The 26458-nt window shown below is 33.6% G+C and carries 24 protein-coding genes, 1 tRNA gene and 1 rRNA gene; 19 read left to right on the top strand and 7 right to left on the bottom strand.

What is annotated here, in order from left to right; genetic code table 11:
- The 3 genes from C8E03_RS21275 to C8E03_RS21265 form a co-directional block, all read left to right on the top strand.
- Nucleotides 1-86: ribosomal RNA gene (locus tag C8E03_RS21275) — 23S ribosomal RNA — on the top strand; the annotation flags it as partial.
- 145 nt (nucleotides 87-231) lie between these two features.
- Nucleotides 232-302, top strand: a tRNA-Trp gene (locus C8E03_RS21270).
- Nucleotides 303-734: 432 nt separating this feature from the next.
- Nucleotides 735-1916, top strand: coding sequence for an iron-containing alcohol dehydrogenase (locus C8E03_RS21265; RefSeq protein ID WP_094378930.1), 1182 nt, complete (start codon nucleotides 735-737; stop codon nucleotides 1914-1916).
- A gap of 286 nt (nucleotides 1917-2202) precedes the next feature.
- On the opposite strand, the gene C8E03_RS21260 is transcribed toward C8E03_RS21265, so the two are convergent.
- From C8E03_RS21260 to C8E03_RS21250, 3 genes are all read right to left on the bottom strand, one after another.
- Entirely contained in the window at nucleotides 2203-2445 is a 243-nt protein-coding gene (locus tag C8E03_RS21260; protein WP_094378962.1) for a spore coat protein, read from the bottom strand.
- Between the two features lie 16 nt (nucleotides 2446-2461).
- Nucleotides 2462-2647, bottom strand: a complete 186-nt coding sequence (locus tag C8E03_RS21255; protein ID WP_094378932.1) for a hypothetical protein — start codon at nucleotides 2645-2647, stop codon at nucleotides 2462-2464.
- 165 nt (nucleotides 2648-2812) lie between these two features.
- The gene (locus tag C8E03_RS21250) at nucleotides 2813-4351 is read right to left on the bottom strand and encodes a DUF6056 family protein (RefSeq protein WP_094378934.1); all 1539 of its coding nucleotides are present in this window, start codon (nucleotides 4349-4351) and stop codon (nucleotides 2813-2815) included.
- A gap of 250 nt (nucleotides 4352-4601) precedes the next feature.
- Here C8E03_RS21250 and C8E03_RS21245 point away from each other — a divergent pair, with 250 nt between their 5' ends.
- The 8 genes from C8E03_RS21245 to C8E03_RS21210 all read left to right on the top strand — a co-directional run bounded on the left by C8E03_RS21245 (nucleotide 4602) and on the right by C8E03_RS21210 (nucleotide 14027).
- A complete protein-coding gene (locus tag C8E03_RS21245; protein WP_110292064.1) occupies nucleotides 4602-5927 on the top strand; it encodes an MATE family efflux transporter in 1326 nt (441 codons plus the stop codon).
- A gap of 216 nt (nucleotides 5928-6143) precedes the next feature.
- Nucleotides 6144-7520: an RsmF rRNA methyltransferase first C-terminal domain-containing protein gene (locus C8E03_RS21240; RefSeq protein WP_110292063.1), complete on the top strand. Its 1377-nt coding sequence runs from the start codon at nucleotides 6144-6146 to the stop codon at nucleotides 7518-7520.
- Between the two features lie 89 nt (nucleotides 7521-7609).
- A complete protein-coding gene (locus tag C8E03_RS21235) occupies nucleotides 7610-8839 on the top strand; it encodes a cell wall hydrolase (RefSeq protein WP_094378940.1) in 1230 nt (409 codons plus the stop codon).
- A gap of 58 nt (nucleotides 8840-8897) precedes the next feature.
- Nucleotides 8898-9992, top strand: a complete 1095-nt coding sequence (locus tag C8E03_RS21230) for a L,D-transpeptidase family protein (RefSeq protein ID WP_110292062.1) — start codon at nucleotides 8898-8900, stop codon at nucleotides 9990-9992.
- A gap of 153 nt (nucleotides 9993-10145) precedes the next feature.
- On the top strand, nucleotides 10146-10988 hold the full coding sequence (locus C8E03_RS21225) for an Mrp/NBP35 family ATP-binding protein (protein ID WP_094378944.1): 843 nt from the start codon (nucleotides 10146-10148) through the stop codon (nucleotides 10986-10988).
- Nucleotides 10989-11159: 171 nt separating this feature from the next.
- On the top strand, nucleotides 11160-12434 hold the full coding sequence (locus C8E03_RS21220) for a uracil-xanthine permease family protein (RefSeq protein WP_094378946.1): 1275 nt from the start codon (nucleotides 11160-11162) through the stop codon (nucleotides 12432-12434).
- A gap of 92 nt (nucleotides 12435-12526) precedes the next feature.
- Nucleotides 12527-13213 carry a YjjG family noncanonical pyrimidine nucleotidase gene (locus C8E03_RS21215; protein WP_094378948.1) on the top strand — a complete coding sequence of 229 codons (687 nt, stop codon included), beginning with the start codon at nucleotides 12527-12529 and terminating at the stop codon, nucleotides 13211-13213.
- A gap of 79 nt (nucleotides 13214-13292) precedes the next feature.
- Nucleotides 13293-14027: a LiaF transmembrane domain-containing protein gene (locus C8E03_RS21210; RefSeq protein WP_094378950.1), complete on the top strand. Its 735-nt coding sequence runs from the start codon at nucleotides 13293-13295 to the stop codon at nucleotides 14025-14027.
- A gap of 315 nt (nucleotides 14028-14342) precedes the next feature.
- Here the strand turns inward: C8E03_RS21210 and C8E03_RS21205 are convergent, their stop codons facing one another.
- Nucleotides 14343-14729: a helix-turn-helix domain-containing protein gene (locus tag C8E03_RS21205; RefSeq protein WP_094378952.1), complete on the bottom strand. Its 387-nt coding sequence runs from the start codon at nucleotides 14727-14729 to the stop codon at nucleotides 14343-14345.
- Nucleotides 14730-14953: 224 nt separating this feature from the next.
- On the opposite strand from C8E03_RS21205, the gene C8E03_RS21200 reads away from it, so the two are divergent.
- Together C8E03_RS21200 and C8E03_RS21195 are read left to right on the top strand one after the other, a co-directional pair.
- Complete coding sequence (locus C8E03_RS21200) at nucleotides 14954-15148, top strand: helix-turn-helix domain-containing protein (protein WP_242993675.1); 195 nt, start codon at nucleotides 14954-14956, stop codon at nucleotides 15146-15148.
- A gap of 64 nt (nucleotides 15149-15212) precedes the next feature.
- The gene (locus C8E03_RS21195; RefSeq protein WP_094378954.1) at nucleotides 15213-17054 is read left to right on the top strand and encodes a methyl-accepting chemotaxis protein; all 1842 of its coding nucleotides are present in this window, start codon (nucleotides 15213-15215) and stop codon (nucleotides 17052-17054) included.
- Nucleotides 17055-17179: 125 nt separating this feature from the next.
- Here the strand turns inward: C8E03_RS21195 and udk are convergent, their stop codons facing one another.
- Nucleotides 17180-17824, bottom strand: coding sequence for a uridine kinase (udk, locus tag C8E03_RS21190; protein ID WP_207657821.1), 645 nt, complete (start codon nucleotides 17822-17824; stop codon nucleotides 17180-17182).
- Nucleotides 17825-18029: 205 nt separating this feature from the next.
- Between udk and C8E03_RS21185 the strand changes: the two genes are divergently transcribed.
- From C8E03_RS21185 to C8E03_RS21170, 4 genes are all read left to right on the top strand, one after another.
- Nucleotides 18030-19442 carry an NAD(P)/FAD-dependent oxidoreductase gene (locus C8E03_RS21185; protein ID WP_110292061.1) on the top strand — a complete coding sequence of 471 codons (1413 nt, stop codon included), beginning with the start codon at nucleotides 18030-18032 and terminating at the stop codon, nucleotides 19440-19442.
- On the top strand, nucleotides 19443-20513 hold the full coding sequence (locus C8E03_RS21180) for a peptidylprolyl isomerase (RefSeq protein WP_094378958.1): 1071 nt from the start codon (nucleotides 19443-19445) through the stop codon (nucleotides 20511-20513).
- Between the two features lie 36 nt (nucleotides 20514-20549).
- Nucleotides 20550-20933, top strand: a complete 384-nt coding sequence (locus tag C8E03_RS21175) for a response regulator (protein ID WP_094378960.1) — start codon at nucleotides 20550-20552, stop codon at nucleotides 20931-20933.
- Nucleotides 20934-21195: 262 nt separating this feature from the next.
- Nucleotides 21196-21978: a PDC sensor domain-containing protein gene (locus tag C8E03_RS21170; RefSeq protein WP_110292060.1), complete on the top strand. Its 783-nt coding sequence runs from the start codon at nucleotides 21196-21198 to the stop codon at nucleotides 21976-21978.
- A gap of 118 nt (nucleotides 21979-22096) precedes the next feature.
- On the opposite strand, the gene htpG is transcribed toward C8E03_RS21170, so the two are convergent.
- Nucleotides 22097-24178, bottom strand: coding sequence for a molecular chaperone HtpG (htpG, locus tag C8E03_RS21165; protein WP_110292059.1), 2082 nt, complete (start codon nucleotides 24176-24178; stop codon nucleotides 22097-22099).
- Nucleotides 24179-24332: 154 nt separating this feature from the next.
- The gene (locus C8E03_RS21160) at nucleotides 24333-24836 is read right to left on the bottom strand and encodes a DUF5721 family protein (protein ID WP_110292058.1); all 504 of its coding nucleotides are present in this window, start codon (nucleotides 24834-24836) and stop codon (nucleotides 24333-24335) included.
- Between the two features lie 331 nt (nucleotides 24837-25167).
- Here C8E03_RS21160 and C8E03_RS21155 point away from each other — a divergent pair, with 331 nt between their 5' ends.
- Both C8E03_RS21155 and C8E03_RS21150 read left to right on the top strand, forming a co-directional pair.
- Nucleotides 25168-25467, top strand: coding sequence for a hypothetical protein (locus tag C8E03_RS21155; RefSeq protein WP_110292057.1), 300 nt, complete (start codon nucleotides 25168-25170; stop codon nucleotides 25465-25467).
- 19 nt (nucleotides 25468-25486) lie between these two features.
- A partial coding sequence (locus tag C8E03_RS21150) for a M18 family aminopeptidase (RefSeq protein WP_110292056.1) occupies nucleotides 25487-26458 on the top strand: 972 nt, incomplete at its 3' end.

The following is a 26458-nucleotide window of genomic DNA, read 5'->3' as shown; positions in this document are numbered from 1 at the left end:
TGAAGAGTACAAGGTAGATAGGGCAGAGGTGGAAGTGCAGTAATGTATGGAGCTGACTGTTACTAATCGGTCGAGGGCATGACCCAAAGAGAATAGCAAACGACAAGCGAAGCTTGAAGAGCTAAGAAGCGTCAAATATTTTTCGAATTCAATGTGCAGTTTTGAAGGTACAGATAGTGACTAGTAAAATAGTCACTTGTGTTGTATAATAAGATATATTAGGATTAGCAGAGGGGAATCATCCAGCGGCAGGATGACAGTCTCCAAAACTGTTCACGGGGGTTCGAATCCCTCTTCCCCTGCTTAATAGAGTTAGTAAATGATTATTTACTAACTCTATTTTTGTGCATTGTAGTCGGTATTGATTCCTATGTGAAAAATATTTTTGTATCCGAATTGACAGGATTTCAAATCATGGGAAGCTTATAGACACCTTGAGGATAAAGAATGAGATATTGTTAAATGAAATACAATCATTGGCACTCGAATAAGACATATAATTTTTAATTCATACAAAAAAATATATTGTGTTTCCATATTGTACATAAATTTATACAATATAAATATAATATATATTTATATTTAGTAATTATGCATAAAAAATGGGCTATATAATTTATACATAGATTGTCTAAAAATTCACAATCGCAATTGTATAAATTAATTTGCTGTGATATACTTAATAAGTACAAAAAATAAAAAACATTTAAATATATTTATTAGGAGGTAATTTTATGGCAAGATTTACGTTACCAAGAGATTTATACTATGGACGAGGATGCCTTGAAGTACTGAAAACATTAAAAGGGAAAAGGGCAATCGTGGTAGTTGGCGGAGGTTCAATGAAGCGTTTTGGTTTCTTGGACAAGGTATTAAATTATCTTAAAGAGGCAGGAATAGAAACAGAATTATTTGAAAATGTTGAACCAGATCCATCAGTAGAAACTGTAATGCGTGGAGCAGAAGCAATGAGAAAATTTGAGCCTGATTGGATTATATCAATCGGTGGTGGTTCACCAATTGATGCAGCCAAAGCAATGTGGGCTTTTTATGAATATCCAGAAACGACATTCCAAGATTTAGTAACTCCATTTAGTTTTCCTGAGTTAAGACAAAAAGCTAAATTTCTTGCAATTCCATCTACGTCGGGAACAGCTACTGAGGTTACGGCATTTTCTGTAATAACAGACTACTCAACCGGTATCAAATATCCATTGGCTGATTTTAATATTACTCCAGACATAGCGGTAGTTGATCCTGAATTAGCGGAAACTATGCCTGCTACATTGACAGCACATACCGGGATGGATGCATTAACACATGCTATTGAAGCATATGTTTCTACATTAAATTCACCTTTTACAGATCCACTTGCATTAAAAGCAATTCAAATGGTATTTGAGGAGTTACAAGATTCTTTTGCGGGGGATGTAAAGGCAAGAGAGCAAATGCATTATGCACAGTGTTTAGCTGGTATGGCGTTTAGTAATGCACTTTTAGGAATTGTTCATTCAATGGCACATAAGACAGGTGCGGCGTTTGATACAGGACATATTCCTCATGGATGTGCAAATGCGATATATTTACCATATGTAATTAAATTTAATGCAAAGGATGCAACAGCAAAGAGCCGTTATGCTTATATAGCTAAGTTTGTTGGTATCACAGGTGATTCAGAAGATGAGTTAATTGACAATCTTTGTAAGCAGATTGATGAATATAATGTAAAGCTAAGTATTCCTAAAAATTTAAAAGAATTTGGAATAAAGGAAGATGAGTTTAAAGAGAAAGTAGCTAGAATTGCAGAGCTTGCAGTTGGTGATGCATGTACAGGCTCAAATCCAAGAGCAATTAATCCAGAATTAATGGAAAAATTGTTGATTTGTACTTATTATGGTACAGAGGTAGATTTTTAATAAATGTAAATGATATGTATATAAAAAAGAGTAGCGATTAAAGTCGATACTCTTTTTATATAAATAAAAATTCTCTATAATTTTTTTATACAAAAGAATTAAGCTGCTGTCATGAATCAAGTAGAAAATTATGCGTAACTGCATTTGGAGCATAAAGTAACTGCAACATTCATGATCCTTAGAAAAGCATAGGTACTTTATTCTTTTACGAGTGAAAAAACTGAAAAATTCATTTTATTAGGTTATTTTTATAGACATAGAGTTTGACTGATTTAATCAATAATAATTACTTGAATAAAGATCTTACATGTTCGATTTCCTCTGGCGTTGCTTTTGCAGCCGGAACATAGTAAGATTTGCTTCTTGCAATCTGATATAACTCTTCCTGTGAAGTTTCGCATTGATTACGAAGTTGTTTTAAGGTTTGCTTTAACTGAGGACTCTCAGTTTGAGTAATCATTTCAGCGTATTTGGTAAGTTCACCATTCATACCCACTAAAGCATCGGCTACCATTGTTTTTTCCATCATCATATTAATTAACCTCCTATTGTAAAAATTGCATTAATTGTTGCTTTGTTTGTTCAGCAGATTGAGCAGATTTTTGAAAAAACTGCCTTACTTGTGCATCTTCTGCACCTTCGGCGTATGCAGCTAATTTGCAATGTGCTGTTTCGTGTCCTCCGATTAAGTGTCTTAAATTTTGTAGATCTAGTTCTGAAATATCTGACATAATGTTACCTCCTTTAGTTTAATAAAATTGAAGCAATTATAATAATTTTTACAATTACCAATCCAAAGTTAGTATGTCCATTAAATTAAAAATAATGATAAAATTTATAAAAAAATAAAGACACTAAAAGTGCCTTTATCTAAAATACCCTAAATTGAGCATCTGTTATTGAATCACAATAAAATCTTTATCATAGTATTCAGCAATTTTATAATTTGCATAATTCTCCTTGTCATCCGTAATATCGTCAAAATATATTAATTCGGGATATACGGTAAGGGGGGAAAGATAGACTTCTTTTATTGTATCATCGTGATACAATTCTTCGCGCGCATCCATTTGGGCATCAAAGTCTGCTGCTTCACCACTTACAATTGATTTAATAGCTCTAACACCTGTAGATAAAGTAATTTCAAGAGTTGTCAAATGGTTTACTCCATACATAATAAAAAGAAAAATGACAATATTGAGTGCAAGAGGTTTTAATGATGTAATAAATTCGCTGAACTGGCTGTTGCTTTCTAATTCATTCAATTTATTTCGAAGCCATCCACCATAATAAATAATATTGGTAGAAAAGAATAGTATGGCTCCAAAATAAATAATATCAAGATACCGAGGAGCAGGTATTCCATTCGTTGAATAAAATCCAGGCATAAGCAGTACAGCATACATACTAAAGGTGATCAACGTAAAAATAACAGGATATTTGAAATGATATATTACCTTTTTGCTTCCTAAAAAAGCAATGATACCTATAAAGATAATACCCATTAAAACAACTGTATTGGTATAGAGCTTAGCATAGCCAAGTCCATGAAGATAAGCTTTTACTATCGTTGCGATGACAGTTTGCTTTTCATTAAAAGATTCTTGTCTTCTTAAGTTACCGGGTGCACCTACACACAGGCCAAAGCCTATTAAATATATGATCGTATTAACAGTATATTTGATTTTAAAGGACATTACTAAATTTTTATTCAGCAATGCTTCGATAAAAAGTATGATTGTAAAAACAAAGCCAAGTAAAGTAATTGCAAAATGTCCGCCCGCTACACAAAAGGATAAAATGCAAAGAGCAATACAGTTCTTTACGCTTAGATTTTTCGTATGAAAAGCTAAGAGCGATTTTCCGAGTAAAATAAATGCTAAATATAGAAAAAATGTATAACCAACGCCGCCAGTGTACCAGAAAAAGCCTTCCACAGCATTTGGAAGATATTGAATTGATAAAATTGCAGTTACACTTGCAAGAATGATATAGATATATTTATCATATCCTAAAATTCTGTATAACAAAACATAAAATAAATAAAAAATAGATAAAATTAAAATACCGATTAAAATAACCGAATGTAAAAAAGTTAATTGCTCGGAAAACAGTGATGGACGCAGTGCAGCAATAAAGCTCATTGCATATGTACCCTGCCAAACGCTCCAATAACTGGTAGCACGTTCAATTGCCGCCCCAATTACTGCAAATACTGCAAAAATGCCAGAGTTATTTCTTAATGCTGCTCCAGTTAATATTGTATAATTAAAGTCATCTGCACTGGGATGATTATAAAAACCAATGATAATAAGCGGAAGAGTAGAAAGAATTAATCCAATTACGGATATAAAAGCTAAATTTCTTTTGGAAAAGATAAGTTTATAAAAGTATTTATTCCAAAAGAATTTGCACATGTTAAATAACCAAGTCACAAAAAGGCCTCCTTATTATTAAATGTATATATCTACGCGATTTTGCATCAAGCAAAACTATTAATGATTGTAACAATATTTAGAATATATGGCAATAGTTAATATAATAAATTTAGTTAATTGTTATTAATCATAAAAAGTTATGCTATAATAGAAAAAGATGATTTTGTGCCTTGTTTTAAGCCAATAGATAAATTTGATAAATAAATCTAATAGGTAACAAAAGATAATAAAGAAGGAAGTAGACGGTATGCTATTTGACAATAAAGCATTAAAAAGACTTATAATACCTCTGATAATTGAGCAAATTTTGGCCATTACAGTTGGAATGGCAGATACTATGATGATATCAAGAGCAGGAGAGGCGGCAATATCAGGAGTGTCATTAGTTGATATGATTAATAATTTACTCATAAATGTTTTTGCGGCGATATCAACAGGAGGTGCAGTTGTAACTTCACAATATATAGGAAAAAAGAGAAAAGATTTAGCATGTTCTTCTGCTAAGCAGTTGATATATATAACTGTTTTAATTTCCTTAGGTATTATGGTACTTACTATTGTTTTTCGTATTCCCTTGCTTAATTTGTTATTTGGAACAATTGATCATGATGTTATGAAAAATGCAATCACCTATTTGATTATATCAGCAATATCTTATCCTTGCCTAGCATTATACAATTCATGTGCTGCCTTGTTTCGGTCAACGGGAAATTCAAAAATCTCTATGCAGATATCGTTAGGAATGAATATTATTAATGTGATAGGTAATGCGATATTTATTTTTCATTTTAATATGGGAGTTGCGGGTGCAGCACTGGCATCTTTGATAGCCAGATCAAGCGCAGCAGTGATCATGTTGATATTATCATGTAATAGTCAAAATGAGGTTTATATAGACCATATATTTAAATTAGAGATTTCAACTCCTATAATAAAAAAAATACTGAATATTGGAATACCAAATGGCTTTGAAAATAGCATATTTCAGTTGGGGCGTGTTGTGGTAGTAAGTATTATTTCTTATTTTGGTACAGTTCAGATTGCTGCTAATGCGGTTGCTAATAATCTAGATGCTATGGGATGTATAGCAGGTGTGGCTATGAACCTAGCAATGATAACGGTTGTGGGACAGTGTGTCGGTGCAGGCGACTATAAACAGGCGGTATATTATACGAAGAAAGTACTCAAGCTTACTTATGTTATTACGATATGTATTAACATTGTTATACTCATCACAATGCCTTTGATATTAAGTATTTACGATTTGTCTCCTGAAACGTTAGAATTAGCAACAATACTGATTTTTATACATGATGGAATTGCTATGATTTTATGGCCGGCATCTTTCACTCTTCCAAATGCATTAAGAGCTTCTAATGATGTTAAATTTACTATGTATATTTCTGTTTTTTCTATGTGTATGTTTCGAATTCTATTAAGCTACATTTTGGGAAAACATTACGGAATGGGTGCAATCGGCGTATGGATTGCTATGGTAGTGGATTGGATGTTCAGAGCTACTTGTTTTATTGGCAGATTTGTCAGTGGAAAGTGGAAGCTGCAAAAAATTTGAAAGGAATAGTTTTATGGAGGTAAATCAAGTTTTGTGAAGTTAGGAAGATGATTCATATGAATATTTTATCATAGTTGATTCATAAGAATATTTTAGATATAATTATAGAATGAAACAGTATCATCTAGGGAGTTAATATGAAATAGTGAAATGACTGATATTTAATAAGGCATAAGCTTAATTGCTTCTTGAGATCGAGGAGAAGAGGATATAAAAATGAATTTACCTGAATCGTTTGTAAATAGAATGAAAGAAATTCTAGAAGAGGAATATGATGACTATATAAGAAGCTATGACAATCAACGTATGTATGGCTTACGAGTAAATACCAGTAAAATATCGCTTGAGGAATTTGAAAAATTATGCCCGTTTGAAATACACAAAATACCATGGATTCCAAATGGCTATTATTATAACGGTAATGAGCATCCGGCAAAGCATCCATATTATTATGCAGGTATGTATTATTTGCAAGAGCCAAGTGCTATGACACCGGCATCCAGATTGGATGTACAACCTGGTGATACTGTATTAGATATGTGTGCGGCGCCTGGAGGGAAAGCCACAGAATTAGGAATTAAATTAAAGGGAGAAGGACTTTTGGTAGCGAATGATATAAGCAATTCAAGAGCAAAAGCGTTGCTTAAAAATATTGAGTTGTTTGGAATTCCGAATGTTTTTGTAGTGAATGAAACGGCCGATAAGCTACTAACTTATTTTGAGGAATATTTTGATAAAATATTAATTGATGCGCCTTGCTCGGGAGAAGGAATGTTTCGTAAAGATCCCTCCATTATAAGCAGTTGGGAAAAAAACGGTCCTAAATTTTATGCGAAACTTCAACGGGAAATAATTGTACAAGCGGCAAGAATGCTTAAGCCCGGTGGTTTATTATTGTATTCAACCTGTACATTTTCACCAGAAGAAAATGAAGGTACCATTCAATATTTATTAGATCAGGATGCTCAATTTGAATTAGTGGAGCTAAAAGGCTATGAAGGTTTTGACAATGGAAGACCAGAACTTGCGAATGGTTCAAAGGAATTATCAAAATGTGTGAGAATATGGCCGCATAAAATGGAAGCAGAGGGACATTTTATGGCGTTGCTACACAAAAAAGGAGAAATGCAGGTAAATGGGTTCAATGATACAAATTATAAAATAGTAAAAGCCGATTCAGATATATTAGAAGAATTTTTAAATCGTATTAGTATGGAAATAGATAGAAATTATATAGAAGTGAAAGGTCAAAGAGTTTTTTATGTTTCCAAATACATGAAAAATTTAAGAGGGGTTCGATTCTTAAGATCAGGTTTATTATTGGGTGAAATTAAAAAAAATAGGTTTGAACCAAGTCAAGCGCTGGCAATGGTGTTAAAGGCAACAGAGTTTGATTCTATTATTAATCTTTCTGTTAACGACAACAGGACAGTGAAATATTTAAAGGGGGAAACCTTGGATGTTTCAGACATTGCAGTAAAAAGAAATACTGGTTGGCAGCTTGTGTGCGTCGATTATCATCCTCTTGGATGGGGCAAGCTTAGCAATGGAACTTTAAAAAATAAATATAATGTGTCATGGAGATGGCAGTAAAAATTTTGAGGATGGTTTTTGATAAAAAGTAATTAGTAAATTAAATTGTAGCCAATATAACTGATTTATATGTGCGAAGGGGATTGTGTATGAACATATTTAAGAGTAGTTTTATTAAAACTACGATTGCTATATGCTTATCATTGAGTTTATTTATGCCAGTTAAGGCATCGTCAAAAAGTAATGTGACGAATCAGATTTCAGATATTAATGAACAAAAAAAGAATACCGAATCTAACATTAACGATGCCAAAAATAAGGTGGGCAACTTAGAGTCCGCTAAAACAAAGCTTGAAACCTATTTGGATGACTTAAATACACAGCTTACTCAGATGAGTGATAAGCTTGCTGAATTAGGAAATCAGATTAATGCGAAAGAAGAAGAAATTACAGTTACCAAACAGGAATTGGAAGCGGCTAAGGAAAAGGAAGCAAAGCAATACGATGACATGAAGAAGCGTATTAAGTATATGTATGAAAATGGGACGACACAGTATTTGGAGATATTTTTTGAATCTAAAAGTTTAACAGATGCATTAAATAGAGCGGAATACATAGTTCAAATATATGATTATGATCAAGATATGCTTGATCGGTATGAGCAGACAAAGACAGAAATAGCAGACAAGGAAGCTTTGATGGTTGAGGAACAATCACAGCTTTATAGTTTACAGGATGAGGTGGAAGCACAGCAGCAAAAGGTGGCAGAAATTGTTGCCTCAACTTCTACTAAAATTTCACAATATTCAAATGAGATTACAGCAACGGAGAAAAAGGCAAAGGAATATGAGGCAAAACTAGCGGAACAAAATAATACATTGGAAAATTTAAAAAAGGTTCAAGCAGAGCAAAAGGCGGCAGCAGAAAAAGCCGCCGCTGATAAGGCCGCAAAAGAAAAAGCGGAAAAGGAAGCGGTAACAAAGAGTGAACAAAGTACAGATACCACTACTACTTCCACTTCTACAACAGAAACAATATCAAGCTCCGGAGGAGACTTAGCAATGCTGGCAGCGATTATTCAATGCGAGGCTGGCGGTGAAAGCACGGAAGGTAAACTTGCAGTAGGAAGTGTAGTAATAAATCGAGTAAGAAGCAGCGCTTATCCAAATACAGTAGTCGGTGTTATATATCAAAGCGGACAATTTACCCCTGTAGCTAGCGGAAGGTTTGCTCTGGTTTTATCGCAAGGGGCAAGTAGTAGTTGTACATCGGCAGCACAGCAGGTATTGAATGGATATTCATCAGGTAGCTGGTTGCATTTTAAAGTGGCAAATCCAGAAATTGATGGGACTGTAATCGGAAACCATGTATTTTATTAGGTGGAGTAGTGAAAGCTACTCTGCTTTTTGGATATTTAATAGGTAATTTATAGTAAAAATGAATGGAATAGTTAATTCTATAAAAGATGAATTATGGATAAAAAAGATTACAAAAGTACATTTAGTAATAATGTGGCAGGATTTAGAAAGGGTAGAATTTATGGCAATGGGTAAGAAATGGGGAATTTTACTTACTTTAACAGCTATTGTAAGTGTTATTGCTATTGTGGGTGCAATCGGGGCAACAAAATGCATAATCAAAAGTAAAAAGGAAAATCTAATGCCAAGAGAAGGGGATAAAGTGATTAGCACAATGAGCGTTCATCTTACATTACAAACAGATTCAATCGTGTTGGCAGTAAATCAACAAATAAATAAGGAAGAAAAATTAATAAATGATTATGCCACCGCTTATATCCAATATAATTTAGATGGAAGCACAGAGTTAATAGATAAGGAGCTGATAGCTTCGTGGATTACACTTAAAAATGGAAGTATTGTGCTGGATGAGGAAAAGGTCAAGGATTTTGTTGAGAGGCTTGCATTAGCGCATGATACGGTAGGAACAGAAAGAAGTTTTGTGAATTCACATGGCAAAGCAGTCACAGTTTCAGGTGGGCCTTATGGATGGAAAATTGATTGTGATAAGGAAACAAAAGAGCTGATTGATATGATTAATAGGGGAGTTAAGGAGAAAGACAGAGAACCTGTATATAAACAAAAGGCCTTTGGGAGAGGCAAAAATGATATTGGAAATACTTACGTAGAGATTAATATGAGCGAACAGAAAATGTGGTATTATAAGGAGGGTGAACTCATCGTTTCTACTAATATTGTAACAGGAAATACAGCCAAAGGAAACGGTACGCCATCTGTAGTAGGATATATTCATAATAAGGTTAGGAATACGAACCTGGTAGGGAAAGGTTATGTAGCGTTTGTACATTATTGGATGAAAGTATATGGCTCAATAGGTATCCATGACGCTTCATGGAGGAGCAAGTTTGGTGGATCTATTTATAAGAAAAATGGCTCACATGGATGTATTAATACTCCATATGAAGATGTAAAAACTATTTTTGATAACATTGAGGTAGGAACGCCGGTTATTATATTTTATGAAGAGAACAGCGAAGAAAAAAGCGGAGAATGAAAATACTGATGTATCATAAGTTAGAATTCTAAATTTGCATATACCTTATCACAATTATTATGATATACTTAAAATGTTTTACAGTAAAAATCCATTTACAATTAAAAGAAAAAGATGAATGGTAAATTATAAAAGAAAGATAGGAGAATAACAATGGCAGATAGAAGTTGCAGCAATTTGGAATGTTCAAAGGAAAGCTGTGAGGGTTGTGAAAGCAAAAACCAACCTCAAAGCCTTTTGGTGGAACCTAATATTTATACCAATGTAAAGAAGGTAATTGGAGTTGTCAGCGGTAAGGGAGGAGTTGGAAAGTCTATGATTACAGCTTCGCTCGCTACACTGATGCAGAAGGAAGGATTTAAAACAGGAGTTTTAGATGCAGATATTACTGGACCGTCAATTCCTAAAATGTTTGGAGTAAAGGGACCGGCTCAAGGTAATGAGGAAGGAATTTTTCCGGAGATTGCGCCGAATGGAACGAAAATTATGTCAATCAATCTTCTTATGGAAAATGAAGATGCTCCTGTTATATGGAGAGGACCAGTAATTGCTAATATGGTAAAGCAATTTTGGAGCGATGTTATGTGGGGTGATTTGGATTACTTGTTTGTAGATATGCCACCTGGAACAGGAGATGTACCGTTAACCGTTTTTCAGTCTTTACCGATTGATGGAATTGTAGTAGTTACATCGCCACAGGATTTGGTAAGTATGATTGTAAAAAAGGCATATCATATGGCAAAGGCAATGAATATTCCGATATTAGGAATAATAGAAAACTATAGCTATATAAAGTGTCCTGATTGTAACAAAGAGATTAAGGTTTTTGGAGAAAGTCATATTGATAAAATTGCAACAGAACTTGATATGGAGGTACTGGGAAAGGTGCCAATTAATGCAGAGTATGCAAAAGCAGCAGATGATGGTGTATTCTATCAGATTCAAAATGAGCATATTAGGAAGGCAGTTTTGAAGCTTTCCAATTTGTTAAAGTAAATTAATATAAATTCATCTACATTTTATTTATGTCATCTAAATAAAATATAATTTATATATTAGCGAAAAGATTGTTGAAATCTATTAGAAAGTGTAGTATAGTGTTAAAGAAAATTTAATACATTTAAAAAAGCGGATAAATTTATCCGCTTTATTTTTGAGGAGGCTATCATGGATAACAGCAATAAGAGCTTGGGGCAAAAGATAATTCTTGGGATACAGCATGTATTAGCAATGTTTGGAGCGACGGTTTTAGTACCAGCTTTAACAGGACTTAATACTTCAATCACTCTGTTTTGCGCAGGATGCGGAACTTTGATTTTTCATTTGATAACAAAGAAAAAAGTTCCGGTTTTTTTGGGATCTAGCTTTGCATTTATGGGAGGAATTATTGCAGTAATTGGAAATTCAAGAATAGGAGATCCTGACTTTTTAGAGAAGCTTGCAGCAGTAAAAGGTGCATTGATTGTATCTGGAATGATTTATGCATTATTTGCTGGTTTGATTAAATTAATTGGATACGAAAAGGTAAATAAATTATTACCGCCAATTGTAACAGGACCTATTATTATAGTAATCGGTTTGAGATTAAGCAGTACTGCAATTAATTCAGCATTTTATTATAATAATGAATTTAGCTTAAGAGCGGTTTTGGTTACAATAATTGTACTGACTACTGTCATATGTATTTCTGTTTTTGCTAAGGGAATCTATAATCTTATGCCAATACTTTTTGCGATTATTGTGGGATATATTGTATGCTATCCGTTGGGATTTGTAAATTTGGATCCGGTAAGAAGTGCTCATTTCATTTCTTTTATGGATGAGAATGTTAGAACACAGCTTTTTCTTATGCCTGTATTTAGGTTGGATGCTATTTTAGCAATTGCACCAATTGCACTGGTTACATTGATTGAACATGTAGGAGATATCACTACAAACAGCGCTGTTGTTGGAAAAAACTTTATGGTGGATCCCGGCATTCACAGAACAATATTAGGAGACGGTTTAGCTACTGCTTTTGCAGGGCTTTTAGGAGGTCCTGCGAATACTACATATGGAGAAAATACAGGTGTATTGGCTGTAACCAAGAATTATGATCCTTCTATTATAAGAATAGCAGCAGGTTTTGCAATTTTATTAGGAATTTTAGGTAAGGTGGGAGGCTTTATAACGAGTATTCCAACACCAGTGAGTGGTGGCATTAGTATTGTTTTATATGGTATGATATCATCAGTTGGTGTTCGTATTTTGATTAATGCAAGACTTAACTTTGGTAATAGTCGAAATTTGATGATTGCTGCTCTTATTTTTGTATTAGGAATTGGATGTGATAGTATTCCGGTGGCCGGTACAGTTACAATATCGGGTCTTGCTTTAGCAGCGATAGCAGGAATGCTTTTAGCAGCAATTCTGCCAGAAGGTAACGATAACGTTTTGGAATAAGAATTGAAACGAAACGGATTGTGATTAAGAAGAAAGCTGAGAGATTGCAGGCATTTTGGTCTTTGGAGATAAAGGATAGAGGTGGATGTAAAATGAATAAATATAGTACAATACTGTTTGACGTAGACGGAACTTTATTAGATTTTAATTCTACTCAGGAAAATGCTTTAAATAAAGTCTTTCATAATCATAATTATTTGTTGAATGATAGAATTAGAGCGATATATAATGAGATTAATCATGGACTGTGGCAGCAGTATGAGAAAGGAATGATTTCTCGTGATAAGGTAATTTATTCTAGATTTGTAAAATTATTTCAGGAAGTAGGCATAGATGGAGATGGTATCGCTTTTGAGGATGAGTATCAAGCGTTACTTGGGCAGGGCTATGATTTAATTTCTGGGGCAATCGAACTATTGGATAATTTGTCTCTTACACATGAGCTATATATTGTTACGAATGGCGTAACAAAGACGCAGCTTAGTCGATTAAGAGCCTCTAAAATTGATTCCTATGTGAAAAATATTTTTGTATCCGAAGCAACAGGCTTTCAAAAGCCGATGAAAGAATACTTTGAATATTGCTTTAAACGTATTCCAGGAATAGAAATAGAAAGAACGATTATAGTAGGTGATTCTCTATCTTCTGATATTTTGGGTGGAAATAATGCGGGAATTGATACTTGTTGGTTTAACCCAAAAGAAGAGATTTGCACAGTGGATGTAAATATTAATTATGAGATAAAAGCTTTAGCCCAGCTTTATGATATTGTAAAATAGTTGAAAAAAAGTATGTCATTTACTATAATGTAATAGAATAGTAACGTAAATCATTATATCTATATGTGGAGGAACTTATATGAGAAATAGAGTGGGTAATATGTTATGGGGACTTTTTTTTATTCTTATTGGTACTGGTTTTTTAGGTAATGTATTATGGGATTGGGATTTTGAACTATTCTTTGATGGATGGTGGACCTTATTTATTATTGTCCCTTGTAGTATCAGTATTGTACAAAGAGGACCCAGAGTTGCTAATCTGATTGGACTTTCAATTGGTGTTTTGCTTCTCTTATCAGAGATATATGATGTATACTACTGGGAAGATTTAATTATACCTATTGTATTTATTATTATTGGTGTCAGCTTTATTTTCAGAAACAGTAGATTTTACAAGGATGATTATACATATACTGCAGATAGTACAAGTAACCATAAAGAGAATATAAATTTTACCAAAGACAAAGAAGAGCATCGTCAATATAGAAGCTATGAAAGAAATCAAGCTACAGCTGTGCTTTCTTCCAGAGTCATTGATTATTCTAATCAACTGTTTGAAGGAATAGTATTAAACTCCGTAATAGGTGGTTCTATTACTTTGGATTTAAGAAATGCAGAGATTAAGAATGGAGCAAATATTGATATAGCAGCAGTTCTTGGAGGTGTAGATATTGTTGTGCCATCTGACGTCGAAGTGGTGGTTCAGCAGGTACCAATTCTTGGAGGAGTGACCAATAAGACTCATTCAGGAGTGATTACGGCTACAATATATGTCAATGCATCCTGTATACTAGGTGGGGTAACCATTAAATAGAGTCTCTATTTTCTTATCATTATATGAAAACAGTCTGTTAATTAAGCAACTTACAAGTTGTTTATGCTAACAGGCTGTTTTTATTTACTATGAAACCCCTTGTCATGGTAACGTATAAAAGTATTGAATCCTATGAAATAAAAACACAATGCGCACGAATATAAGTGGAAAATGTCACTGCGTGACTGCATTCGGCGCGGCAAAGTGATCAAGTCCCTCATGAGTCAGAGATTAGAGAGCTGATGCGGACTTATCCGCCTTGCTATTTGGTAAAATATGGGTAATAAGTTACCCTAAAATGGTAAAAAAATAAAATTATGCAAGTTGCGAATCATTATTTTGATTGTCTAAATGAAAGGAGAGCCCCTTTTTATACCTTGAAAGTTTCAAGCGTATAATGTCAAGTATTTCCTCCTGATCACTTTTAGATAACTGAAGATATAAGTTTTGGTATTCAGGAGTATCATTTTGTATATTAAAATCTTTTATATCGCATATACGACAATTTCCAGTCAATAGCCAATCAGTAGAACAATCTAAGATTTGGGCAAGACCGATAAGAGCAGAAGCGGATGGCAGACTTCTTCCATGTTCTATATCACTTAAATTTCCGGTAGAAATACCAGTTGATTCTTTTATCTGAGCCTGCGTCAGCTTAAGCTCCAATCGGCGCTGTTTTATGCGCTCACCTATCATATTCATAAAAACCTCCAATCTAAATAAAAATCAATATCGTAAATTCGACAAAAACCTTGACAATATCGTAAATACGATATAATATATGCGTAGGGTAACATGTCAACCACATTAAAATTAACACAGAAAAGCGGCAAACTCAACTGCTTTTAAAGGTTTTATGTACTAAATAACCAATTATAATTAATTTGTAGTATTAATATTTTAGAAGAAGAGAGAGGATGTAAGCTTTGGATAAAACAGCACAGCCAACTGCATTTGGTAAGGTTGTTAAAGTAAGGCTAATTGAGCTTAATATGACACAGGTTGAGCTTGCTAAGCGATTGGGAATTAAGAGACAATATCTATGCAGAATTTTAAACGGAGACAGATCAGGTAAAAAGTATCTTTCAGATATTAGAAAAATACTGGAAATACATGAGTAAGAGGGGGAATCATAGTAGAGAAAACGCAATATATACATAAGATAAAAGCACACGAGGGACACGTATGGAAAGGATAAAAGAGATGTTAAAAAAATTTTTGGGAATTCGATACTCCATTAAAAGTAAAATTATATTAATGGTAAGTGTTTTGCTACTTCTTGTCAGCTTAGTAATTGGCTTTTCAAGTTACACAATTGCAAAGTCAGAGCTGGAAGATCAGGGAAAAATTATTCTGGAAAATACAGTTAACATGATATTAATGCTGATTGATGCTAAAAATGAAGAGGTTGAAAGAGGTTCTATTACATTAGAGGAAGCACAAGAGCAAGTTAAAACCTATATTCTTGGAAAGGCAGAGGAAACTGGGAATAGCATAGAGGTTGTTTACAATCAGGCAGGAGATACACAGACAATAAAGGAAATTAAAAGAGCAATAAATGCAGATATTAATTTGGGAGATAATGGTTATCCGATTATATATTCTACTGAGGGTATGGAAATTGCCCATCCAAGCCTGGAAGGAACTAATATCTGGAATTTGAGGGAAAAGGGAAAAGAGAATGGAGTTTATATCGTACAGGAACAAATTAATGCTGCCATGCAGGATGGTGGTGGATTTACTTCATATTCATGGACCTATCCAAATTCTGATAAAATCGGAGAAAAAATAACTTTTCAGAAAATAGATCCGGATTGGAATTGGGTAGTAGTTGCAGGTACTTATATGACAGACTTTAATAAAGGAGCTAACCATATTTTAGTATATTCGGCTATTGTTGCTGCAATTTCTCTTGCTGCAGGATTTGTAATTACCCTTTTGGTAGTTAACAAAATAGTAGGTCCGATTCAATTTATGGTGGAAATGGCAAACGAGCTTTCAAACGGTGACTTTAGAGAAAAGGAAAGAAAAATTAAAAATAAGGATGAAATAGGTAAACTCGCAAACTCACTTGTTAATTTAAGAGCTAATATACATGGCATACTTCAATCCATTTATGCATCAGCAGATAAGCTGCTATCCTCATCAGAAGAGCTTACTGCAAGTGCAGAGCAATCCGCACAAGCATCTACACAAGTGGTTAATGCAGTAAGTGAAGTGGCTATAGCCGCTGAAAATCAATTAAACTTAGCTGAAAATGCAGAAAATGTTGTAAATCAGATATCAAGTTCCATTCATTCTGTGCTAGAAAATGCAAAAGAGGTATCATCTTCTGCGGAGAAAACGGCTGAGGCAGCAAACGAGGGAGAAGTTGCGATTGAAAAGGTAGTCTCTCAGATGGAGATTATAGCAGATAAAACAAATGCGACAGCAGAAGTAATGAATGAGTTGGAAGATAAATCAATCCATATAGGGGAAATTGTAGATGTGATTGCAGGAATTGCAGAGCAGACTAATCTATTATCTCTCAATGCAGCAATTGAAGCAGCAAGAGCCGGAGAATCTGGAAAAGGTTTCTCAGTTGTGGCTGATGAGGTAAGAAAGCTTGCAGAGCAGTCTCAAAATGCAGCAAACCAGATAACTCAGCTTATTCATGAAATTCAGGAAAAGATGGAAAATGCGGTTGTTTTTATGAATGAGGGAAAAAAAGAAGTTGAGGAAGGAGCTAAAGTAGTCTCAGTTGCAGGGAAAAGCTTTGAAGAAATCCTCAGTATGATTAAGAATGTTTCAGCAAAGGTATTAGATATTTATAATAGAGTGGAGCAAATTACTAACCAAACAGGCAATGTTGTATCTGTAGTTGAAAACATAAATAATGAGAGCAAAAAGACAAGCGGGGAGTCACAAAATATATCTGCTGCTACACAAGAGCAGTCTGCATCATCAGAAGAAATTGCAGCAGCAAGTGAGAATCTGGCACAAATGGCAGTAGAGCTTAAAGAAGCGTTAAGAAAATTTGAGATTTAGCAATGAACAAGGAAAAAAGAATGATCCATTATAGTAAGCTATATGAATCTATTCCTTTGTCCTTGATTAATATGAGTAATAAATAGAATGAAAATGTGTAGAAAAAGCAAAATACTAAATGTAATTTACTTTTGAGGGAATAAAATATCCTGATTTTGGTTTAGTACAAGGTGTAAATGCTCCTTTAGAATATTAAGCGCTGTTAAGTTTTCTCCACCTCTGGGAATAATAATGTCTGCATATTTTTTTGATGGCTCAATAAATTGTTCATGCATAGGTTTAACCGTATTCTTATACTGGGTAATGATGGAATCAATGCTTCTGCCGCGTTCTTTGATATCACGGAGTATACGTCTCATTAAACGTTCATCGGCATCAGTGTCTACATAAATTTTGGTATCCATAAGATTGCGAAGCTTTTCGTTCTCAAGAATCAAGATTCCTTCAATTAAGATAACTTTCTTGGGATAGAGAGGAACGGTTTCGTTTGTTCTGTTATGTATTTGATAAGAATAAACAGGTCGTTTTACAACTTCTCCATGTTTCAATTTGATAATATCAGAAATTAATAAATTAGTGTCAAACGAATTGGGGTGGTCATAATTTAGCTTTTCTCTTTCTTCAAAAGGCATATCATAATGAGCCTTATAATAGCAGTCATGACTGATTAATTCAATATTATTTTGAAAGAAATCTTTTAAATTATTAACAATTGTCGTTTTACCAGAAGCGGACCCTCCGGCTACGCCAATTATATAAACATTATTCATCATAATCCTCCGATAATTTTTCTCAAATGTTATTATAGTGCATATAAAAATGGACTGCAAGTAGAAAACAATAGAAGTTGATTATTATTTTAAAAAATGCAATAATATAGGATGAGAGTGCTAGTCATAGACACGTATCCGTGTTTGTGTTATAATTTTAGTGGCAAAAATAGTTGTTTTGTCAAATTCTATTCGGAGGAATAATATGCAGAATAAATACGATGTTGTGATTATAGGTGCAGGACCTTCCGGTATCTTTTGTGCCTACGAATTAAAAGAAAAGAAAAAAGATATAAGTATTTTAATAATAGAAAAAGGAAGAAAAATAGAAAATAGAAAATGTCCCAAAAGAGAGACTAAAGTCTGCGTTGGATGTAAACCTTGTTCTATTACAACCGGTTTTGCAGGTGCAGGAGCTTTTTCGGATGGAAAGCTTTCGCTTTCACCAGACGTGGGAGGAAACTTACCTGAAATATTAGGTTATGACAAGGCCGTTGAATTAATTCAGGAATCGGATAGTATTTACCTGAAATTTGGAGCCGATAAGAATATTTATGGTGTTGATAAAGCCAAGGAGATACAAGAAATAAGAAGAAAGGCAATAAATGCCAACTTAAAATTAATTGAATGTCCAATCAGACACTTAGGTACAGAGGAAGGTTATAAAATATATAGTAAGCTGCAAACACATTTACTTGACGTAGGTATTGAGATGATGTTTAATTCCATGGTTTCTGATTTGATCATTGAAAATGGAAAGGCTGTTGGAGTTATAACAGATCACAATGAGAGTATTTATGCGAATGAAATTGTTTCCGCAATAGGAAGAGAAGGCTCTGAATGGTTTAGCCATATTTGTAATAAATACAATATATCAACACAGGTAGGAACGGTTGATATTGGTGTAAGAGTTGAAGTAAGAGACGAGGTAATGGAATTTCTGAATAAGAATTTATACGAGGCAAAGCTGATATATTATACACCGACCTTTGACGACAAAGTAAGAACCTTTTGTACCAATCCATCAGGAGAGGTAGCAACAGAATACTATGAAAACGGACTTGCAGTAGTAAATGGACATGCTTATAAATCAAAGGAATATAAAACAAACAATACAAATTTCGCACTATTAGTATCCAAAAATTTTACAAAACCTTTTCGTACCCCGATAGAATATGGAAAACAAATTGCACAGCTTAGTAATATGCTTTGTGATGGTAAAATATTAGTACAGACCTTTGGAGATTTTCAAAGAGGCAGACGAACAACAGAAGAACGACTATGTAGAAATAATATCATTCCAACACTAAAGGATGCAGTGCCAGGAGATTTATCTTTAGTATTTCCACACAGAATTATGGTGGACATACAGGAAATGATAATGGCACTTGATAAGGTCACACCCGGAATTGCAAGTGATGAGACTCTGCTGTATGGGGTTGAAGTGAAATTCTATTCTAATAAGGTAGTAGTGAATCAGGATTTTGAAACTAGCGTAGAGGGTCTTCGTGCAATCGGAGATGGTGCATCTGTTACAAGAGGCTTGCAGCAGGCATCGGCTAATGGTATTAGCGTAGCAAGAAGTATATTGAGAAAAATAGGCAGAGGTATGAAATAGATGAGGATAAAAAATAGAAAGGTAAAAAGATTTCAATTTATTTTATTCGTATTGCTTTGTCTGATTATGGGAGTCATAGTGATTGGATGCACCAAGAAAACAGCTTCAGTTCTATTTGTTAATAAGCTTGGAGACAACGATGTGTTTCAAATTAACGGAAGTGTTTGTACATTGGCAGAAGCAAAAGTCTATTTGACAAATATTCAGGATCAGTACCAAAGTGTGTATGACTGTAATATGTGGAAGACCAAATGCAGCGGCATGACAATTGAGGATTATGTTAAAAAGACAGTCATTTCGCAGCTTGCTCAAATTAAAAGCATGGCATTATTTGCGAAGGAACATAATATTGAGTTGACTGAGGAAGAGAAAAATACAATTAGCCTTGCTGCTAAGGATTACTATGATAGTTTAAATGATGCCGAGATATCATGTATGGGAATTTCACAGGAGGATGTTGCGAATGCATATTCAGAATATTTGTTAGCGAGCAAGGTATATTCTTCACTGACTACGGAAACCAATACGGAGGTCAGCGATGATGAAGCCAGAATTATTTTAATTCAGCAGATTGTGATTAATAAATACAAGATAGATTCAGCCGGAAATAAGACGGCGGCAACGGATGAGGAAAAGCAGGAGGCTTATAATAAAGCTCAGTCAGTATTGGAAAAGGCGCAAAATGGAGAAGATTTTGCTACTTTAGCAGAGAGCTACAGTGATAATGAGATTTGTGAATTATCATTAGGTAGAGGGAAAATGGATGAAGCTGCTGAAAAAGTTGTTTTTAATATGGAAAATGATGAATTAAGTGATATAATAGAAACAGAAGATGGTTATTACATAATCAAATGCATAAACAGTTATGATATTGACGCAACAGATGCCAACAAAGAAGTAATTATTGAACAGCGAAAGACAAAAGCTTTTGATGAGGCATATGAAGTGTTTGTAAATGGTCTTGTATCGGAGTTTAATGATGAGCTTTGGAACACTGTGACATTTGAAGACAATGCGAATGTTAAAACAGCAAATTTCTTTGATATTTATAACCAGTACTTTGAGGGATAAAATACCTTTGAGGGTGTTAGTGAGGGAGGACTGTATATGCTAAAACACATATTAGTCATTGATGATATGTTAACAAATCTTAAAATTGTGGAGAGCTTTTTAAAACCATATTATAAGGTTTCGCTTATAAAGTCAGGTGAGCAGGCACTGAAATTTTTAGAGAAGAATAAACCAGATTTAATTCTTTTGGATATTCAGATGCCAGGTATGGATGGATTTGAAACAATTCGAAAAGTAAAAGAAAAGCCAGAAAATAGGGATATCCCGGTTCTATTTTTAACTTCTCAGGAAGATATAGACAGTAGAATGCGAGGATTTCAGTTAGGAGCTACAGATTTTATTTTAAAGCCTTTCATGCCAGAGATGGTGTTGAAAGTGATTGCGTCAAGACTTGCAGCAGTAGAAGAGAATGTTGAATAGTTTTTAAGTAAAGGTGCTCAGTACAATTAGTATTGAGTGCCTTATTTTTTCGATAGAAAAGACCTTGTTATTGTAAAGTAAAAAAGTCAGAGAATCTTATAGAATAAAAGTAACTCTGCCCTCAAAATGGGTAATTATAAGAATACTATCTACATAAAAGAGAGAATAACAAAAAGAATAAAAAATAGTACTAAATAACTATGATTTTATGTTAAAAAATGGTATTGTTAAATAGTAGAGTGATAAAAAAGGAGGAGATTTTATGTTTAAATCAATTAAATTTAAGCTATTAGGGTTGATGATTCCGATTTTTATAATTGCATTTGCTATTTTGAATATTTATAGTATTCATTCTAGTAAAAATATGATGAAGCAGCAGATCCAAGATACTATGTCAAGTGAATTAGCAGGGCAAATCAACAGTATCTCGAAAGAATTAAAAGTAATATCGCTTGTAGCAGAGAGTATTTCAGACACAATTAGTGCAACGTATCAAAATACTAGTCTGAGTGAGTATGAGACTATGATTAGTAACCTGATATACAATAATGATATGGTATTAGGCAGTGGTATTTGGTATGAGCCATACGTATACGATTCAAATGAAAAATATATAGGACCATATATTTACAAGGATGGAACAAAAGCAGCTATTACATATGAATATAGTAATGAGGAGTACAATTACTTTGAATATGATTGGTACAAGCAATCTCTAACTTCATTAGATACAAAAATTACTGATCCGTATTATGATGAGGTAAGTGGACTCGTTATGTCGACTTGTTCAACGCCAATTATAGGGGAGGACAGTAAGTTAATTGGAATTATTACGGTAGATATAGAACTTACGACGATACAAACTATTGTAAATGAAATAAAAATTGGTCAAAATGGAAAAGCAATGCTGCTTAATTCAGATGGACTTTATCTGGCATGTGCTGATGAGGCTAAAGTGATGAATGTAAACATTAAAGATGAGGAGAATTCATCATTGGCTGTACTTGGAACTAATATACAGACATGTCAAAATTCAGTTATATGAATTTGTGACATGTCTGTTTTTGATTTAAAAAACCAAGTATCTGCCAAGAGGAAGAATAATGTGCTTTCAAACGTTATTTAAGTTAAATAATAAGAATTAATGATAAATAATACTAGATTTATTTCGTCAACAGCATCATAATTTCATTACTACGTGCAATAAATTTGGTCATAGCGTCAGCGGCTAATGGCTTGTGGCTGATGAGAGCTAAATCATAGAGTTGTTCACATATCATTGGAACTTGCTTTGATTCCTTATTCTTAAGAATGTACTGTACCAAAGTATTATTTGCATTTAATACTAGCGTTTCATTGGAGCCAAACATTCCAGGATCCATACCGTACATGTTATAAGTCTTCATCATATCTTGCATACGTCTGCTTTCTTCTGAGAGAGTAACCATAGAAGAAATAGCATCGTTTTTTAATTTCTCCACTTTAACGTCAAGCTTTTCATTATTGAGAGCCTTTCTAAATAACTCTGTCAGGGTATCAGTATCGGCTTTCATGGCATCTGCATCAACCTCTTCCTTAAAAGTATCGGTCAAATCCGCATCAATTCTTTGGAATTTAATGGTTTCATTTTTCTGTTCTAATTGAGTAACAAATGGAGAATCAATATTATGAGTCAATATAACTGCATTTAAATCAGCGTCCTTAAACATATTAATGTATTGGCTTTGCTGCCTTTCATCTGTTACATAGTAAATAGTTTTCTTTGCTTTTTCTCCATTTTCCTCAGAATTTTCTTCAGTCTCGCTTGCTTCTACGCTGTCTGAACTTTTTTCAGTATCAGCGTCAGCTACTTCATCCTTAGGCAGATTTGACTCAATATATTCGGAAAGAGTTAAATATTTGCTGTTTAAGTCCTTAAACAAAATGTAATCAGTTATCTTTTCACAGAACTTCTCATCCTTTAAACAGCCAAATTTAATAAATGGACTGATATCATCCCAGTATTTTTCATAGGCCTCTCTGTCTGTTTTACACATTCCGGAAAGCTTATCCGCCACTTTCTTAGAAATGTAATCAGAGATTTTCTTAACAAAACCATCATTTTGAAGAGCACTTCTGGATACGTTAAGAGGTAAATCAGGGCAATCAATAACACCCTTTAATAAAAGTAAAAATTCAGGAATAACTTCTTTGATATTATCAGCTATAAACACCTGATTGTTATATAGCTTGATGGTACCTTCAATAGAATCATATTCGGTGTTAATCTTAGGGAAATAAAGAATACCCTTTAGATTAAACGGATAATCCATGTTCAAGTGAATCCAGAACAATGGCTCTTTATAATCCATAAATACCTTACGATAAAAGGCCTTATAATCTTCTTCGGTACAATCATTTGGATGCTTTGTCCAAAGAGGATGAATATCATTTAAAGCAACCGGACGCTTTAAAATTTTAAGCTTTTCGGTTTTCGGTGAGATTTCTACGATTTCCTTTTCACCGTTTTCATTTTCTTTTTCTTCAGTTTTTGCTTCCTCAATAATAGTTTCTATAACAGTATCTTTTTCAGTCTTTTCCTCAGGAAGAATGGTTTCATATTCTGGCTCAGCCGTCTCGTTTACCAAGAAAATTTCAGTCGGCATAAAAGAGCAATACTTCTGAATTACTTCACGTGCTCTGTATTCATTTGCAAATTCAAGACAATCTTCATTTAAAAATAAAGTTATTTCAGTACCAACTGTAGATTTTGTACCTTCCTCCATTTCAAATTCAGTACCGCCATCGCATTCCCAATGTACAGGCTTAGCTCCTTCTTTAAAGGAAAGCGTATCGATATGCACTTCATCTGCTACCATAAAGGCAGAATAAAAACCAAGTCCAAAATGTCCGATAATTTGATCTTCGTTTGTCTTGTCCTTATATTTTTCTAAAAAGTCAGTAGCTCCTGAAAATGCAATCTGATTGATGTATTCATTAACCTCATCCTCAGTCATACCAAGACCATTATCAATAAATTTGAGAGTCTTTTCCTTAGGATTTGCAATGACCTGCACCTTGAATTCCTGATCATCAGGGACAATATATTCCCCTATTATCTCTAATTTCTTAAGCTTTGTAATGGCATCACAGCTATTTGATATTAATTCACGAAAGAAAATATCGTGATCAGAATAGAGCCATTTTTTTATGATTGGAAAAATATTTTCGCTGTCAATTGATAAACTACCGTGTTGCTTGCCCATAATATACACTCCTTTTTTCATGCGTTTTATTATTATAAAGTAACTATGTAGTCACGTTATTTACTATATAATAATACTCGTTTTTTTAAATGTCAAGAGTAAATTAGCACTCATGTAAAAAGAGTGCTAACAATTACAATTTTTATTCACTTATTTATTTTATTTCAAAAGGAATTTCGTGAGTCTTAAAATATTTTTGAATCAGTAAATCCCATTCATTTTCTAAGCTTTTATCAAGAGTAAACAGTTTAAGCGAGGTACCTGTAGTGCATAATAAGGTATTTCCACTATATCTGATATTTAAAAATAAACCATTTATATCATCTTCAGTAAAAGCAACACCACTTTGATCTAACAGTCTGCTGACATTTTGTTGTGACAGTACAAAAACAATTTTAAAGCTGAGTGGTGTTTTTTTCCCCTTTATCAGCTCAAAGCAAAATGGTTTAAGCGCTTCCCAATAAGACATTGACTGTTGTGAAATATTATTTTCTTCCAGCTCCTGTGCAGTATAGAAATCCTTGTTAATATGACCATCTATTGTGAATGAGTTATAGGTCGTAATAATTGCTTCTGACAGTAGAAATTTATGAAAGGTATCTGAAATTAAAAGTTTGGACATAAAATCTTTTACGTCTATAATCTGTAATGAAATCAATGTTGTCCCCCTAAGTCTTTACTATATTTGTATTATATCGTATATTATATACTATACTGATTTAATTAAGCAACGAAATTAGAATCATTGTATATTAAAAGCACGTTTCAAAACATAGAATTAGCATAAGAATAATTTTTGTAACAAGGATAAATAATTAGAATATTTTAGCAGATAATTATAATTTATAAAAAATTATTTTGCTTTACATGAATTTAATTGAAATTAATTAAAAAAAACGTTATAGTATACCTATAGAAAATAGCATATGTTGAGTTTTGTTTTTGTTATATATTTAATATAGTATAAAATGAAAAGGATGTGGCGCAACATGAATCAGGTTTATAGTAAACATTCATACAACATTTACAAGGTTTCTGATGGTTATATTGTTCATAATACCGTTAAGGATTTCCAAAAGGGGCATACCCATCTCAACAGCTTTAAGTCTGCGAAATATCTAATTGACTTAGCTGTTCATAGAAGTATTCCGTATCACTTAGACCGTTATCGGTTAATCAGTTTATCCCGTATTACAGAAGATGAGACGTACAAAACGAAGATTTTAGAACTTTTAGATAATAGAAAAAATAAATTAAATTATGTAAATAACATAAGAAAATGTGGATAATGGAGGAAACAAGAGAATTATGAGTAACTGTAATAAAGAAAATTTATTTAAAATGCTATCAAGTGGAACATCCCCTTATATGGTTGTGAAGGAAAGTGTGGAACAATTAGAGGAGGCAGGTTTTAAAAGACTGGAATTAAAACACGACTGGGGACTTGACCAGGGTGGAAAATATTATGTGGAGCATCATGGATCTAGTCTATTTGCTTTTGCAGTTGGTAGGGATTTCGCTTTCAGGGAAAACTTTAAAATAGTAACTGCTCATACTGACTTTCCAGGATTTCGCATCAAACCCAATCCTGATTTGGTAACAAATAAATATTGTCAAATTAATGTGGAAGTCTATGGAGGACCGATTTTAAATACATGGCTTGACAGACCATTGTCAGCAGCAGGCAGGGTAACCCTGAAAAGCGATGATGTATTTCATCCCAAAATTCGAATCATTGATCTCAAAAAGCCGTTGTTTACTATACCAAATCTTGCAATTCACTTAAATAGAGATATTAATAAGGGAATTGAACTTAATAAGCAAATTGATTTACTTCCTATTACAGCGATTGTAAATGAAGAATTGGGTGGAGAGCGGTTTATAAAATATTTAGCAAAAGAATTAAATACAAGCCCGGAAGCTATTTTAGATTATGAGCTTAATTTATACAATTTAGATGAACCATGTCTTCTGGGAATGGAGGAAGAATTTTTATCTTCACCTCGAATTGATAACCTGACAAGTGTGCAGGCGGCATTGACAGGTATGATTCAGGCAAAGGCTATAACTGGAATTAACGTAGCCGCATTATTTGATCATGAAGAGGTGGGAAGCAGGACAAAACAAGGAGCAGGTTCTAGCATTCTAGCTTTACTATTAGAAAAAATTTTCCTTTCCTTTGGAAGAGACAGAGCCAAATTCTTATCAGCAGTTTCTGACAGTTGTATGCTATCAGTTGATGTGGCTCATGGATTGCATCCAAATAAGATGGGTAGACAT

This window comes from Lachnotalea glycerini, assembly GCF_003201285.1.
In the GTDB taxonomy this organism is placed as follows: domain Bacteria; phylum Bacillota; class Clostridia; order Lachnospirales; family Lachnospiraceae; genus Lachnotalea; species Lachnotalea glycerini.
Note: the sequence above shows the minus strand (reverse complement) of the source record. Positions and strands in the feature narration are given on the sequence as shown.

Coding starts and splice junctions, on each gene's coding strand:
- C8E03_RS21180 (WP_094378958.1), top strand. CDS start 19,443: ATGAGGATAAAAAATAGAAAGGTAAAAAGATTTCAATTTATTTTATTC.
- C8E03_RS21175 (WP_094378960.1), top strand. CDS start 20,550: ATGCTAAAACACATATTAGTCATTGATGATATGTTAACAAATCTTAAA.
- C8E03_RS21155 (WP_110292057.1), top strand. CDS start 25,168: ATGAATCAGGTTTATAGTAAACATTCATACAACATTTACAAGGTTTCT.
- htpG (WP_110292059.1), bottom strand. CDS start 24,178: ATGGGCAAGCAACACGGTAGTTTATCAATTGACAGCGAAAATATTTTT.
- C8E03_RS21215 (WP_094378948.1), top strand. CDS start 12,527: ATGAATAAATATAGTACAATACTGTTTGACGTAGACGGAACTTTATTA.
- C8E03_RS21225 (WP_094378944.1), top strand. CDS start 10,146: ATGGCAGATAGAAGTTGCAGCAATTTGGAATGTTCAAAGGAAAGCTGT.
- C8E03_RS21240 (WP_110292063.1), top strand. CDS start 6,144: ATGAATTTACCTGAATCGTTTGTAAATAGAATGAAAGAAATTCTAGAA.
- udk (WP_207657821.1), bottom strand. CDS start 17,824: ATGAATAATGTTTATATAATTGGCGTAGCCGGAGGGTCCGCTTCTGGT.
- C8E03_RS21185 (WP_110292061.1), top strand. CDS start 18,030: ATGCAGAATAAATACGATGTTGTGATTATAGGTGCAGGACCTTCCGGT.
- C8E03_RS21265 (WP_094378930.1), top strand. CDS start 735: ATGGCAAGATTTACGTTACCAAGAGATTTATACTATGGACGAGGATGC.
- C8E03_RS21230 (WP_110292062.1), top strand. CDS start 8,898: ATGAATGGAATAGTTAATTCTATAAAAGATGAATTATGGATAAAAAAG.
- C8E03_RS21220 (WP_094378946.1), top strand. CDS start 11,160: ATGGATAACAGCAATAAGAGCTTGGGGCAAAAGATAATTCTTGGGATA.
- C8E03_RS21170 (WP_110292060.1), top strand. CDS start 21,196: ATGTTTAAATCAATTAAATTTAAGCTATTAGGGTTGATGATTCCGATT.
- C8E03_RS21195 (WP_094378954.1), top strand. CDS start 15,213: ATGGAAAGGATAAAAGAGATGTTAAAAAAATTTTTGGGAATTCGATAC.
- C8E03_RS21235 (WP_094378940.1), top strand. CDS start 7,610: ATGAACATATTTAAGAGTAGTTTTATTAAAACTACGATTGCTATATGC.
- C8E03_RS21205 (WP_094378952.1), bottom strand. CDS start 14,729: ATGAATATGATAGGTGAGCGCATAAAACAGCGCCGATTGGAGCTTAAG.
- C8E03_RS21255 (WP_094378932.1), bottom strand. CDS start 2,647: ATGTCAGATATTTCAGAACTAGATCTACAAAATTTAAGACACTTAATC.
- C8E03_RS21245 (WP_110292064.1), top strand. CDS start 4,602: ATGCTATTTGACAATAAAGCATTAAAAAGACTTATAATACCTCTGATA.
- C8E03_RS21260 (WP_094378962.1), bottom strand. CDS start 2,445: ATGATGGAAAAAACAATGGTAGCCGATGCTTTAGTGGGTATGAATGGT.
- C8E03_RS21210 (WP_094378950.1), top strand. CDS start 13,293: ATGAGAAATAGAGTGGGTAATATGTTATGGGGACTTTTTTTTATTCTT.